Source organism: Salarchaeum sp. III (assembly GCF_036418315.1).
GTDB lineage: Archaea > Halobacteriota > Halobacteria > Halobacteriales > Halobacteriaceae > Salarchaeum.
Window position 1 is genome coordinate 1 of the sequence record NZ_JAZHPG010000008.1, and the last position, 11,940, is coordinate 11,940.

The 11,940-nt window shown below is 66.0% G+C and carries 17 protein-coding genes, 1 tRNA gene and 1 pseudogene; 6 read left to right on the plus strand and 13 right to left on the minus strand.

Annotated elements, in window-relative coordinates:
- Window positions 1-104: 104 nt before the first annotated feature.
- The 7 genes from U3A55_RS00380 to U3A55_RS00410 all read right to left on the minus strand — a co-directional run bounded on the left by U3A55_RS00380 (window position 105) and on the right by U3A55_RS00410 (window position 3,918).
- Window positions 105-251, minus strand: coding sequence for a hypothetical protein (locus U3A55_RS00380; protein ID WP_330989535.1), 147 nt, complete (start codon window positions 249-251; stop codon window positions 105-107).
- 6 nt (window positions 252-257) lie between these two features.
- Window positions 258-1,292 (minus strand): hypothetical protein, encoded by a 1,035-nt coding sequence (locus U3A55_RS00385; RefSeq protein WP_330989536.1) that lies wholly within the window; start codon window positions 1,290-1,292, stop codon window positions 258-260.
- A gap of 424 nt (window positions 1,293-1,716) precedes the next feature.
- Window positions 1,717-1,893, minus strand: a tRNA-Trp gene (locus U3A55_RS00390).
- A gap of 43 nt (window positions 1,894-1,936) precedes the next feature.
- A complete protein-coding gene (locus U3A55_RS00395) occupies window positions 1,937-2,596 on the minus strand; it encodes an ATP-binding protein (RefSeq protein ID WP_330989537.1) in 660 nt (219 codons plus the stop codon).
- On the minus strand, window positions 2,593-2,820 hold the full coding sequence (locus U3A55_RS00400) for a DUF5795 family protein (protein ID WP_330989538.1): 228 nt from the start codon (window positions 2,818-2,820) through the stop codon (window positions 2,593-2,595). Before U3A55_RS00400 ends, U3A55_RS00395 begins: the two co-directional genes overlap by 4 nt.
- A 37-nt stretch (window positions 2,821-2,857) precedes the next feature.
- Window positions 2,858-3,721: a DUF5794 domain-containing protein gene (locus U3A55_RS00405; RefSeq protein WP_330989539.1), complete on the minus strand. Its 864-nt coding sequence runs from the start codon at window positions 3,719-3,721 to the stop codon at window positions 2,858-2,860.
- Complete coding sequence (locus tag U3A55_RS00410) at window positions 3,721-3,918, minus strand: hypothetical protein (RefSeq protein ID WP_330989540.1); 198 nt, start codon at window positions 3,916-3,918, stop codon at window positions 3,721-3,723. Before U3A55_RS00410 ends, U3A55_RS00405 begins: the two co-directional genes overlap by 1 nt.
- A gap of 241 nt (window positions 3,919-4,159) precedes the next feature.
- On the opposite strand from U3A55_RS00410, the gene guaB reads away from it, so the two are divergent.
- Window positions 4,160-5,653 carry an IMP dehydrogenase gene (guaB, locus tag U3A55_RS00415; RefSeq protein WP_330989541.1) on the plus strand — a complete coding sequence of 498 codons (1,494 nt, stop codon included), beginning with the start codon at window positions 4,160-4,162 and terminating at the stop codon, window positions 5,651-5,653.
- Between the two features lie 150 nt (window positions 5,654-5,803).
- Here guaB and U3A55_RS00420 read toward each other — a convergent pair whose 3' ends face one another.
- The 3 genes from U3A55_RS00420 to U3A55_RS00430 form a co-directional block, all read right to left on the minus strand.
- A complete protein-coding gene (locus tag U3A55_RS00420) occupies window positions 5,804-6,031 on the minus strand; it encodes a hypothetical protein (RefSeq protein ID WP_330989542.1) in 228 nt (75 codons plus the stop codon).
- Between the two features lie 99 nt (window positions 6,032-6,130).
- Window positions 6,131-6,790, minus strand: a complete 660-nt coding sequence (locus U3A55_RS00425) for an HAD family hydrolase (protein WP_330989543.1) — start codon at window positions 6,788-6,790, stop codon at window positions 6,131-6,133.
- A gap of 33 nt (window positions 6,791-6,823) precedes the next feature.
- Window positions 6,824-7,198 carry a hypothetical protein gene (locus tag U3A55_RS00430; protein WP_330989544.1) on the minus strand — a complete coding sequence of 125 codons (375 nt, stop codon included), beginning with the start codon at window positions 7,196-7,198 and terminating at the stop codon, window positions 6,824-6,826.
- Between the two features lie 98 nt (window positions 7,199-7,296).
- Here U3A55_RS00430 and U3A55_RS00435 point away from each other — a divergent pair, with 98 nt between their 5' ends.
- The 5 genes from U3A55_RS00435 (at window position 7,297) to dpsA (U3A55_RS00455) (ending at window position 10,147) form a co-directional block, all read left to right on the plus strand.
- Window positions 7,297-7,908: a class I SAM-dependent methyltransferase gene (locus U3A55_RS00435; protein ID WP_330989545.1), complete on the plus strand. Its 612-nt coding sequence runs from the start codon at window positions 7,297-7,299 to the stop codon at window positions 7,906-7,908.
- Between the two features lie 89 nt (window positions 7,909-7,997).
- On the plus strand, window positions 7,998-8,285 hold the full coding sequence (locus U3A55_RS00440) for a hypothetical protein (RefSeq protein WP_330989546.1): 288 nt from the start codon (window positions 7,998-8,000) through the stop codon (window positions 8,283-8,285).
- 196 nt (window positions 8,286-8,481) lie between these two features.
- Window positions 8,482-9,018, plus strand: coding sequence for a DNA starvation/stationary phase protection protein DpsA (dpsA, locus tag U3A55_RS00445; protein ID WP_330989547.1), 537 nt, complete (start codon window positions 8,482-8,484; stop codon window positions 9,016-9,018).
- Window positions 9,019-9,020: 2 nt separating this feature from the next.
- Window positions 9,021-9,593, plus strand: coding sequence for a DNA starvation/stationary phase protection protein DpsA (dpsA, locus tag U3A55_RS00450; RefSeq protein WP_330989548.1), 573 nt, complete (start codon window positions 9,021-9,023; stop codon window positions 9,591-9,593).
- Window positions 9,590-10,147 (plus strand): DNA starvation/stationary phase protection protein DpsA, encoded by a 558-nt coding sequence (dpsA, locus tag U3A55_RS00455; RefSeq protein WP_330989549.1) that lies wholly within the window; start codon window positions 9,590-9,592, stop codon window positions 10,145-10,147. The genes dpsA (U3A55_RS00450) and dpsA (U3A55_RS00455) overlap by 4 nt, the downstream gene beginning before the upstream one ends.
- Before the next feature lie 9 nt (window positions 10,148-10,156).
- Here dpsA (U3A55_RS00455) and U3A55_RS00460 read toward each other — a convergent pair whose 3' ends face one another.
- From U3A55_RS00460 to U3A55_RS00470, 3 genes and pseudogenes are all read right to left on the minus strand, one after another.
- On the minus strand, window positions 10,157-10,354 hold the full coding sequence (locus U3A55_RS00460; protein ID WP_330989550.1) for a hypothetical protein: 198 nt from the start codon (window positions 10,352-10,354) through the stop codon (window positions 10,157-10,159).
- Window positions 10,355-10,393: 39 nt separating this feature from the next.
- Complete coding sequence (locus tag U3A55_RS00465) at window positions 10,394-11,641, minus strand: ABC transporter substrate-binding protein (protein WP_330989551.1); 1,248 nt, start codon at window positions 11,639-11,641, stop codon at window positions 10,394-10,396.
- Window positions 11,642-11,643: 2 nt separating this feature from the next.
- A pseudogene (locus U3A55_RS00470) lies at window positions 11,644-11,940 on the minus strand (ABC transporter substrate-binding protein); the annotation flags it as partial.

Genomic DNA, 11,940 nt, shown 5'->3' on the forward strand with positions numbered 1-11,940 from the left:
GCGCCCCGCGGCGACCCAGCGCGCGCCACAAACCAGGGGAAAACCGCGCGCACACCCCGCTATACAGACCGAAAAATAGTGTTGCCACTCCGCCGCGGGCCGCCTTAGCCTGGCGTCACGTCACCCGCGCCGCCCGCTCGCCGCCGCTCTCGCTCCGCCCACGCCTCCCAGTCCACGTTCTCCGCCTCCCGCCGCGCCTTCGCGTTCCGCGCGTCCTCCACGCGTTGTGCGGCGGTCTGGAGCGAGTCCACAACACTTCAGGTATCCCGCACTCGTCGGTGCTCGCCGTCCGCTCGCGTGTACGAAACGGTGAGGTGGCGCACCGGCTCGTCGTGGGTCTGTTCCCAGGCGAGCGCGAGCTGCCGCAGCATCGACCGCTCGTCTGCCGCGTCCGTCGGCCGGTAGTGAATCTCCACGCGCGTCTCGTGGTCGTACTCGCCCGGCCTGACGGCGGCGTTGTACTCGCGTCGCCACCGACTCCATGCGTTCGCGGTGTCGCCGCGTTCGGCTGCCTGCGCCACCTGCATCGCCGCGCTCCCGACGGTCTCTCGGAAGTTCTGTTCGGCGGCCTGCACTCGCGAGAGGAGTTTCTGCTGCACGTGCTTCGAGGCAAATTCAAGCTGGCCGTAGGTGTGCTCGATGAGGTCGCTCAGGCGGTCGACGACGCGGCGTACCGTCCGGTAGTTGTAGCCGGTCTGTTCGGCTGCGTCGGCTGGGGAGACCTCGCCGCCGTCCGCGAGCAAGGTGTCTACGACGGCGCGGTCGGACTCTTCCATCTCTCCCCAGAGCCGGGTGACTGCGGCGGTCTGTGCGTCTTCGACCTCGGGGAGCGGGTCGTCGTAGAGACGGAGCGAGCGCTCGATCTCCTCGCCCGCCGCGAAGTACGCATCCGACACCCACTGCTCGCCACTGCCGAGCGAGAGGCCGGCCCACTCCTCGCCGTCGAACCGGAACGACTCGGTGGGCTTCCCCGCGGTTGTCCAGTCTTCGCCGGCTGGTGCGGCCTTGATGCGCTCGCCGTGCGTCGTCTCGTCGTGGCCGAACTCGGCCTTCCGCAGGGTGCAGAGGTGGGCGCACGGGCCGTCGTGATAGCGGAAGCCGTCGCAGTCGCAGCGGCCGATGTACTCGCCGTTCTCGACGGCGTAGGCGCAGCGGTGGACGTGGCCGTCGGGGAGTGTGACGAAGTAGGCGTAGCGGCTTGTGCGCTCGATGAGGGCGCGGTCGGGGTCGGCGCGCGTCCAGCTACTCGTTTCGTTGTCGCGCTCCCGTGGGAAGTCGAGTGGGGGACTCATGGTTCTCCCTCGAACTCAACGACGCGGCACTCGTCCGTCCAGCACTCGTAGAAGGGGCTGCCGGTCTCTCGCTCGCCTTCGAGGCCGCAGTTGGGGCACTTCCCGTTCATGGTCCCCTCCGTGCGTGGTTGGTGACGAGCATCGTGCCGCAGCGGCCGCAGTAGAGGCGGCCGCGTTCGTCGTGTTGGCGGACGGGGTGTGTGCAGGTGTTCGGGACGGTCGTCACGGCTGGCACACCCCGTTTGTGAGGGCTGGGCAGCGCTGTTGGTCGTCGAGGATGTAGCCGCCGCAGTAGTCGCAGATTCCGGGGTCGTCGTGGTTGCCGTGGTTGGTGGCGCTCACGCCGACCACCCCGTAGTTTGTGAGAGGCGGCCTAACGGCTGAGAAGCGGTAATTTCTGCCGTATTTGCCTTAAATGAAGGAGTGGGGCCGGAGGGATTTGAACCCCCGATCGACTGATATCTCCGGTGCGCCTCGGAACTCCAGAGGGTCGTCGTCGCGAGCCGATGATCAGTCGGTCGCTCGGTATACCAGTCTGGAATTTCGTCCCGGGCGCGTGGCCTCTGGAGTCAGTCGCCATGCCTGGCTTGGCCACAGCCCCGTGCGTTCGTTCGTTGGGGGATTTGCAGTAAATGGGTTTCGATTCAGGTGAGGTCGAGGTAGTGGTGGGTGGTGTCGTCGAGGGCGCGGGTGACGGTGTCGCCGTGGTCGAACTGGACCGGGTGGTCGAAGTGGGGGCCGTCGTGGACGAACGTGTGAAATTCGCCGTTTTCCCCACAGGGGTCGACGTCGTCGGGGAGGTCGGCGAGGAGGTCGTGGTCGTAGGTGCGGCCGAGGAAGTCGGGGCCGAGGTGGTCGGTGACGCAGACGAGAGTGGCCTGGTAGCCGAGGTCGATGAATTCGCGCGCTGTTTCGTCGGTGGGTTCGTTCCAGAGCGGCCAGCGGCCGTCGATAGGCGTGTTCTGAAGGTTGCGCTCGCGGTACTCCCGAATGTCTTCGAGGTAGAGGTCGGCGAACGCGATTTCCGTCACGTCGCGGGCCGCGTAGTCTTCGAGGAGGGCGGCCATCGTTTTCTCGTAGGTCTCGTTGTCCGCGTTGTCGGGGATGTCCACGCGTCGGTGTGGGATGTCGAGGGCGTTCGCTTGCTCGCGGATGAGTCGCCAGCGCACGCCGTGCATGCTCGTGCGGTCGGTTTCGGCGCTCCCCGTGGTGAACAACTCGACGGGTTCGACGCCCGCCTCGCGGAGTCTGTGGAGGGCGAGCGTGGCGTCTTTTCCGCCACTCCACGCGAAGACGAGAGTCACGCCTCGGTGCGTTCGCGCCAGTCGCAGTCCTGGCACTTGTAGCCGGTGACGAGCTCGGTGACGGACGGCATGTAGGTGACGGCGATGACGTCGCCGCCGCAGTCGGGGCACTCGCGGTCGGTGTCCTCGATGGCTTCCGCTTCCATCACGGAGTCGTCTTCGACGAGTTCGGCGAGTTTTTTCGGGGTGACCATGCGGCCTTGAACGACGCGGTTCTCGGACATACTGTTGGGGAACGGGTGGACGGCCGTAAGCGCTCCGTTACAGCCAGGGGGCGCGTTCCTCGCCCGCGTCCTCGCCGGGGTACGCGCGTCCGGACTCGTCCTCGTTCTCGTCGCCGCCGTCGGTTGCGGCGGGCTGGTCGGGGGGCGTCTCGCCGTGTGCGAGTTCGTCGGCGGCGTCCGGGTCGACCGCGAGCACACCGGCGACGGCGAAGACGACGAGGGGGGCTTCCGGCGGGATGGTCGCGGGGACGAACAGGCTGAGCGCGAGCGTCGCGAGCGCGACCGCGGAGCCGAACCGGAAGCGGTCGATGTCGATGAGCCGGTAGAGATAGGGTTGGGCGAACACGACGCCGAGCGCGAACGCGACGGCAATCAGGCCGGCGGCGGCCGCGTGCAGCATCAGCGTGGGGTTCGTCTGCACGGAGAGCGTCACGTCGCCGAGGGAGACGGCGGCGATGAACCCGAGGCCGACGATGACGCCGGGGCTCGGGAGGTACTCTCCGATGGTGGCGCTCGCGGTTTTCGCGGCGATGGCGAGGATGACGAGGGCGGCGAACCGCTCGAAGACCGCGATGTCGAGCAGGCTCGCGATGGTGGGGGCGAGCGCGGCTTCGACGACCGCGAGCGCGACGAGCGGGACGCCGACGGTGAGGACGGCGCGCGCTTGCTTGCGTACGTTCGTCTCGAGTTCGGCGAGGATGACGGCGACCGTAGCGCTTCCCCCGAACACGAGGAGGCCGACCTGGAGGACGCCGGTCCACGTGTCGAGCGCGCCCGCGAGGACGAGCGCGGGGAAGATACCGTCGACGAGCGGGAGGAGCATCACGGTCGCGAGGAGGCGGGTTGCGCCGCCGACCTGTCGCTCGAGGCGGAGGGCGATGGGGTGGCGTGAGCTACTCATCAGGGGTGATGGCCGTGACCGGGGGCCGTCCGGTGGTAGCGGGGACGCGACAACCGCGGCGCGCCGTGTCGACCGGCGGACTGCCGGTCGAAGTTCGGTCCCGTTGTCCCGAATTTCGCGCACACGAGTGTCTGAATGCCGGAGGGGAGGGCGTGGTTGCCGGCGGTGCGCGCGATGCTGGGACTGTGGGAGTCCATACGTTCGCCTATTCGAGACGGATGCATAAGCATTGTGTGAGAAACGCCGACACGCACCGATGATAGTTTCGCGCCTTTTTAAACAACACCGTGGGTTCGTGGGGGTAGAATCGAATATTCCGACAATTGTTCACTCTCGCGGCGTCCGGGGCGGTTCGACCGCCACCCGGGTGTGTGGCATCGTGGTGCACATCCCGGGGCATCTCGGAACGCTTTTGCCCCACGAACGTGTGCGATTTACATGGCGCGAGACGATTCCCGCGACGGACACTTCTCCCAGAAACTCCAGGTACCGGAAGCGCTGACCTTCGACGACGTTCTTCTCCGCCCGAAGGAGAGCCGCGTCGAACCAGACGAGGCAGACGTCTCCACGCGCGTCTCCAAGAACGTGGAACTCAACGCTCCCGTTCTCTCGGCGGCGATGGACACTGTCACCGAGAGCGACCTCGCCATCGCGCTCGCCCGCGAGGGCGGCCTCGGCGTCCTCCACCAGAACATGGACGCAGACGAGATGGCGGCCGAAATCGAGCGCGTGAAGCGGGCGGACGAACTGGTCATCCGCCGCGAGGACGTGGTCACCGCGCGCCCCCAACAGACCATCAGCGAGGTCGACGCGATGATGGCGCGCGAGGGCGTGAGCGGCGCACCCGTCGTCGACGACGATGACGAGGTTCTCGGCATCATCTCGAACACGGACATCCGTCCCTACCTCGGCGTGAACGAGGACGACCTCGTGGAGGAGGCGATGACGGACGAAGTCATCACCGCCGGCCCCGAAGTCGCGGCGCGCGACGCGCTCGACCTGATGTACGACCATAAGGTCGAACGCCTTCCTATCGTCGAGGACGGCAAACTCGCCGGTCTCGTGACGATGCAGAGCATCCTCGAACGCCGCGAGCACGACGACGCCGCGCGCGACGAGAACGGCGAACTCGTCGTCGGCGTCGCCGTCGGCCCGTTCGACGTGGAACGCGCGAAGACCGCCGACGAGGCGGGCGCGGACGTGGTGTTCATCGACTGCGCGCACGCGCACAACCTCAACGTCATCGACTCCGCCCGCGAGATTCGCGAAACCATCGAGGCGGACGTGGTCGTCGGGAACGTCGGAACGACGGAGGCCGCGGAAGCGGTCGCGGACTTCGCGGACGGCATCAAAGTCGGTATCGGTCCGGGCTCCATCTGCACGACGCGCGTCGTCACGGGCGCTGGGATGCCCCAGATTACCGCCGTCGCCGAAGTCGCGGACGTGGCCGCGGAGTACGACGTCCCCGTCATCGCGGACGGCGGCATTCGGTACTCCGGCGACGCCGCGAAGGCCATCGCCGCTGGCGCGGACGCCGTGATGCTCGGCTCCTACTTCGCCGGCACCGACGAGGCACCCGGCCGCGTCATCACCGTCGACGGGAAGAAGTACAAGCAGTACCGCGGCATGGGGTCGGTCGGCGCGATGCAGTCCGGCGGCGGAGAGCGCTACCTCAAGGAAGAACAGGAGGACGAGGAGTTCGTCCCCGAGGGCGTCGAGGCAGCCACCCCCTACAAGGGCAGCGTCGCGTCCGAACTCCACCAGCTCGTCGGCGGCATCCAGTCCGGAATGGGGTACGTCGGCGCGGACACCATCCCCGAGTACAAGGAACGAGCCGAGTTCGTGCGGGTCTCCCAGGCCGGCCAGACCGAGGGCCACCCGCACGACGTGATGATTACGGACGAGGCGCCGAACTACAGCCCGCAGAACTAACTACGCTGACAGCGCGGACTGCAGAACCCTGTTTTCGCGGCGTTCGAGTCGGGATATGCCTTGAACTCGTCACCACACGTGTCGCACTCGTAGGTGTCGAAGTCCGACATGTACGGCGGTATCGCCGCGAGGGCAAAAACCGTTGTGGCACTACCGGGATTCGTCCCTGATGTAGTCGTGGAACGCGTCGCGCGCCGCCCGGGAGTCCGGGACTTCGATAAGCGGGCTGAGGACGCTTCGCTCGTCCTCCTCGCGCATCTCGGGGTTGTAGCTGTCGGTGAGGATTTTCGCCTCGTACTGCCCGCCCTTCTTGACGATGAAGACTCCGTCCGTTTTCTCGCCGAGCGTCCAGCGGCCAGCGCGGTGTTGTACAGTCACTGTTCCCACCTGAACGTTCCTGATATTCACCCCTACCACCATATATCTTTGCCCCACGGTAACGATTGACACACAGGGTGCGAAAAAGGGGGACGACCGTCAGGGCGCGCAGATGTCGTGCAGATCGTCCAGCCCGTCGATATCGTGAGTTGGCTCCACGTTCAGGTACCAGTCCTCGCGGTGCGGCCGCCGGATGAACGCCGAGTCGATGCCGGCGTTGTTCGCCGCGTGGATGTCGGACTCGTTGTCCCCGACGAACAGCGCGTTCGTCGTCCCCAGGTCCTCCAGCGCGCGATGGAGGTAGTAGGGGTTCGGCTTCCGACGGCGCAGGCTCTCCAGCGTCGGCTCGCGGCCGTACACCGCGCCGAACCGGTCCGAGACGCCGTAGTGGTCGAGCACGAACTCGACCGTCGCCTGCTGGTTCGAACTCACAACCCCGTAATCGAGGTTGAGGTCGTCCAGCACGTGCAGGTCGTCGTAGAGGGTTTTGCGGCCCTCGTGGACCTCGGTGCGTTGCGCGAGCGTTCCAGCCCGGTCGCGAATCTCCCAGAGTTGGTCGGGGTTCAGGTCGTACGCGTTACAAATCTCGTCGATGTCCGACGGGTCCACACCCGCGGCCATCGTCTCGATGTGTTCGGGGTCGGGGTCCGTAACCCCGAACTGCTTGAACGTGGTTTCCGCGGCTTCCCGCAGCACGTTGTAACTCGTCCGACCGACGAGAACCCCGTCGTTGTCGAACACGACGGCGTCGTAGCTCATATCAATGCTTGGGGCTCAGAGCGTATAAGCGTTTCATCGCTCTCTGAGTTTCGACTCGCACTCCGCGACGAACCCCACGAGGTTCCGCGCGGCTTCCACGTCGAGCGACACCAGCACGCCCGCCCGCTCGCTGTCGGGGAAATGAAGGAGGACGCCGGTCTCGTGTATCTCCATCGTGGCCGTTGTCGCGCCGAACCGCCCGTACTCCTCTTCGGACACCCAGGCCTGCGCCTCGCGAACGCGCGCCACGACGTTCGGCAAGAGCGCGTGGAGTTCGCGGGTCGCCAGGTCCTCGCGGACGTGAAGCAACTCCCAACCGCCCGCGTCGTACCGGAACGCCGTCCGGTAGGCGTCGCCCGCCCGGTCACGCAGGTACTCGTCGAGCTTTTCGTAACGTGAACGTCCCATAATGCAACGTTCTCTACCGTCGGACTTTGCTCTTCGCATCGACCGTCTCTCCGGGGCGAGTCGCGGAGTATAAACGCCCGACACGCGTCCACGAGTGTATGCACCCGGACGACGTTCGCGAGGACTGGGCGGAGCGCTCCGGGGAGTACTCACCGGAGTACTACGCCCACCTCGGACCGAACGACGTGAGCGAGACGCTCGCCGACGCGTTCACGCACTACCTCGCCGATGACGCGGCGATTCTCGAACTCGGCTGCGGGTCCGGCCGCCACCTCGCACACCTCCGCGAGCAGGGATTTCAGGACCTCCACGGCATCGACATCAACCCCGAGTCGTTCGACGTGATGGCCGAACACTACCCCGGCCTCCACGAGACCGGAGCCTTCCACGCGGGCGCGCTCAAAGACGTGCTTCCCGAGTTCGACGACGGCGCGTTCGACGCAGTGTACAGCGTGGAGACCCTCCAGCACGTCCATCCAGAGGACGACTGGGTGTTCGACGAGGTCGTGCGCGTGACGAGCGACCTCCTGGCGACTGCCGAGAACGAGGGGAACAACCCGACTGCGGGCGACCAGGACGTGAGTTACGTGAACGACGAGTTCCCGCTCTACCACCGCGACTGGAAGCGCGTGTTCACCGACCGCGGCGCCGCACAGCTCCTCCACGAACCCACGTCGCGCGACACCATCCGCGTCTTCCGCGCTCTCTGACTTCTGCAGAACAGGTCTCGGTTCTGACCAAATACTAATGGGGGTGTCCGTGATGCCCTAGACCACACTCGCACTATCAGGGGACTATCATGGACTGCTACCGCTGCGGACGCGCCGTCGACTACGACCGCATCACCGTCGGACGGGCGTCCGGTACGGTGGCGGGAAGTCTCTGCCTCGACTGCGAGTCGGAGTGGCTGTCCACCCGGGACACCACGTCGATGGCGACGTGCTTCGACTGCGGCGGCCGCTCGGACCTTCTCTTTCCCCGGTGGGATTCCATCGTCGAGAGCGACGACGGCACCGGTTCCGTCGAGACTGAGTACCGGATTCAGCTCACCACGCCGGCCGCCTGTCACCACTGCCTCCACCGCTAATTCTCGGTGCTACTGAACTTCTCGGTAGCGGCTGCGACAGTGGCGACGCGAGTTATCGGTGGGTGTCGGGACCGCCCGTGGGTTCGGCATCCAACCTCGATTTTACTCTTTCGGGCAACCTAAATTCGGTGTACCGAAAAAATAGTTCCTTTCGGGGAAAACGTTTAAGTCGGTTCCCTGCGTGGATACGAATGCAATGAGCACTCAGGAAACCGTTCGTCGAAAAGCCGGAACCGTCGAGGAGAACGCGGTCCGCATCGAGACCGCGAAGGCGGAACAGATCGTCGAAGCGCTGAACGTCGACCTCGCCGCGACCTACGTCCTCTACCACCAGCTCCGCAAGCACCACTGGAACGTCGAGGGCGCGGAGTTCAACGACCTCCACGAGTTCCTCGGCGACCGCGCGGAGGAAGCAGAAGACGCCGCGGACGACCTCGCGGAGCGCGCGCAAGCGCTCGGCGGCGTCCCCATCAGCGGCCCCGCGAACCTCGAAGACCACGCCCCCGTCGAGTTCGAGGGCGAGGACGTCTACGACATCCGCACGTCGCTCGAACACGACCGCGAGATGTACGGCGACGTCATCGAGACCGTCCGTGAACACGTCGGTCTCGCCGAAGACCTGGAGGACTACGCGACGAGCGAACTCCTCCGCGACGTGCTCGAAGACCTCGAGGACGCAGCGCACGAGATCGACCACTACCTCGAAGACGACACGCTCGTCCGCACGAACTAACGATGACGGACCCGCAGACGGGTCGTCTCGTCCAACCGCTCGACGGCGCGACCGTCCGACAGGAGTGGGGGACGGTTGAGGAGAACGCCCTCCGCCTCGACCGCGAGGATACGACGCGCGTAGTCGAAGCGCTGAACGCCGACCACGCGGGCGCGTTCAACCTCTTCTACCTCCTGCGAAAGCACTACTGGACGGCCGCCGGCGCGGAGCACGAACAGGTCGCGGACGTGCTGGAAGACGGCTACGAGCGGGCGCGCGACCTGAACGACGCTATCGCCGAACGCATCACCGAACTCGGCGGTGTGCCGGCGAGCACGCCGCCGCAGATTCAGGAGTACTCGCCCGTCCACCTGGAGGCCGAACACCTCTTCGACCTCCGCGCGTCCGTCGCGGGCGACCTGGAGGCGTACGCGACGCTCGCCGCGAGCATGCGCGACCACGTCACGCTCGCGAAGCAGGTGGGCGACGAGGCGACCGTGGAACTCCTGCAGGACGAACTGGAAGACCTGGAAGAACGCGCGCACGAACTCGAGGAACTGCTCGCGGACGACACGCTCGTGGAGGTGTCGCGATGAGCGCGCCCCACCTCCGACACCCCGGCGAGGACGCGCTCCGACAGGAGTGGGGGACGGTCGAGGAGAACGCCCTCCGACTCGACACCGCCACGACCGAACAGCTGGTGGCGGCGTTGAACCGCGACCTCTCCGGTCTCTACATCCTGTTCAATCAGCTCCGCAAGCAGTACTGGACGCTCAGCGGCCGGGATATCGGCCAAGTCCTCGACTTCTTCGAGGACGCGGCCGACCGGCTTGCCGAGATGACGGACGACCTCGCCATCCGCGTCGTCGCGCTCGGCGGCGTGCCGGTGAACGGCCCGAAGGGCATCCGGGAGCACGCGCCGCTCCGCATCGAGGCGGGCGACGTGTACGACCTCCGGTCGTCGCTCTCGAACGACCTCGACGGGTACGCGACGCTCGCGGTGCAGTTCCGCGACCACATCACGCTCGCGGACGAACTGGGCGACGAGGGGACGTCAGAACTGTTGCGCGACCACGTCGGAACCATCGAGGCGGACGCGCACGATGTCGAGAAGTTCCTCGCTGACGACTCGCTCGTCAACGAGGCGTAAGGAGGTTTTTCAGCGGTAGTCGCTGGGCTGAACGGTGAAATCAGTCGCGAGCCAGCGGTCGCCGTCGCCGTCTTCGACGAACAACCGTCGGCCCGCGGTGACTTCGCGGCAGTTCAGGGTCGGCCGCGCGTCCGCGTCGGTCTCCGGTTCCGGTGGGTCGGTGCGGGAGTCGATGCGGTCGGGCGTCGCGCGGCGTGTGTCGGCCATTACCGCGGTTTAGGCAACCCTAAACCAAAAAGGGTTCGGTTACTCGAAGTCGCCGGTGATGACGTTCGTGACGCGCTCGCGGTCGAAGAGTCGTTCGTCCTCCGGAACTGACGGATAGCGTTTCCCGTCGCCGTATCCCGGCCACGCGCCGAACTGGTCGGGGTAGAGCTGTTTCGCGGTCATCTCCAGCTGGAAGAGATTCATCACGGGACCCTGCATACCGTGCCCGGACGGGTAGTAGCGGCCATCGCGGAACGCCGGTACCTCCTCCGCGAGCGGGTCGTTCAATACCGCTTCCCTGCCCTCAATGAACGTGTCGCCGAGCGCCGTCCCCCAGTACCGGAGGACGACATCGGGCTCGGCCTCGACCATCCCCTCGTAGTCGTACGCGCCGTCCGACCCGGGGCCGCCCTCGGTGGTCGTGAACGCGTTCGTCGCGCCAAACGGCCGGACGTGGTTCCAGAGATAGCCGTCCTGCGTGAAGTCGTACGGCCAGAACGTCCCGCCGGAGTACGCGACGATAGCGAGAGACGGCCGCTCCTCGGCGGGCGGAAGCCGGTCCTCGATAGTTGCCGCGAGGTCGTCTCGAACGGACTTGAGCGCCTCGTAGCGCTCGCGTTCCCGGAGAACTTCCGCGAGCTTCCCGATGTACTCCCAGAGCCCGTAGTACTCGTAGTCGCCTTCGCACGCGGGCGGGCTCGCGTTCGTTCGGCTGTAATAGTTCCCGAACCAGGGGCCGACGTCGGTCGCAATCGCCTCGATGTCGGCCTCACTCCAGCCGAACGAGCTGCTGCGGAGGAGGCACGGGTCGAGGAAGTGGACGTCGTTGTCGAGCTCGTAGAACAGCTCGGTGTCGAGCGTTCCGGGTTCGCCGCTCGGCGTCACCCGCCCGAGCTCCTCCCACTCGAAGGAGACGCCGTCGAGCGCGTCGTAGTAGTAGTCGACGGTGTTCCCGAACAGCTGTTTGTCGTACCCGATGCCGGTGATGGCGTCCCCGTGCCCGAGCGCGATGGTCGCGCCCGCCGATATCGGATAGTACGGGAGGACGCGCTCGGGCACCGCGTCGAACTCGACCTCGCCCACGGGGGCCATCGTCACCGAGTACGACGAGTCAGCCGCGGTCGTCGTGTCGGTGCCATCGGTGGGTTCCGCGGTCGTTTCCCCGGCCGTGGTTGCGTCGTCGTCCGCGCACCCGGCGAGCAACCCCCCGGTGGCGAGCGCGCCGCCGTACTTCACGTAGTCGCGACGAGTCGGTGCGTAGTGTCGTGTGTCGTTCGTGTCAGTCATTATTAAAAGTCTCCGTTAATGATGTCTGCAACGCGCTCGCGGTCGAAGAGCTGTTCAGAGTTATCGAAGTCGGGGTACGGGCCGCCGTCGTAGTCCGGCCACTTCCCGAATTGCTCGGGATAGAGTTCCTTGGCGACCATCTCTAACTGGAAGAGATTCATGATCGGGCCGCCGTATCTGGCGCTGAGCGGATAGACGCGGTCGTTTTTCACCGCGTGAATTTGTTTTGCGGCCGGATTAATGTGGAAGTTTTCTTTCACCGTTCGCCACACCTCGCTCCGCGCGAATGCGTTCTCAAC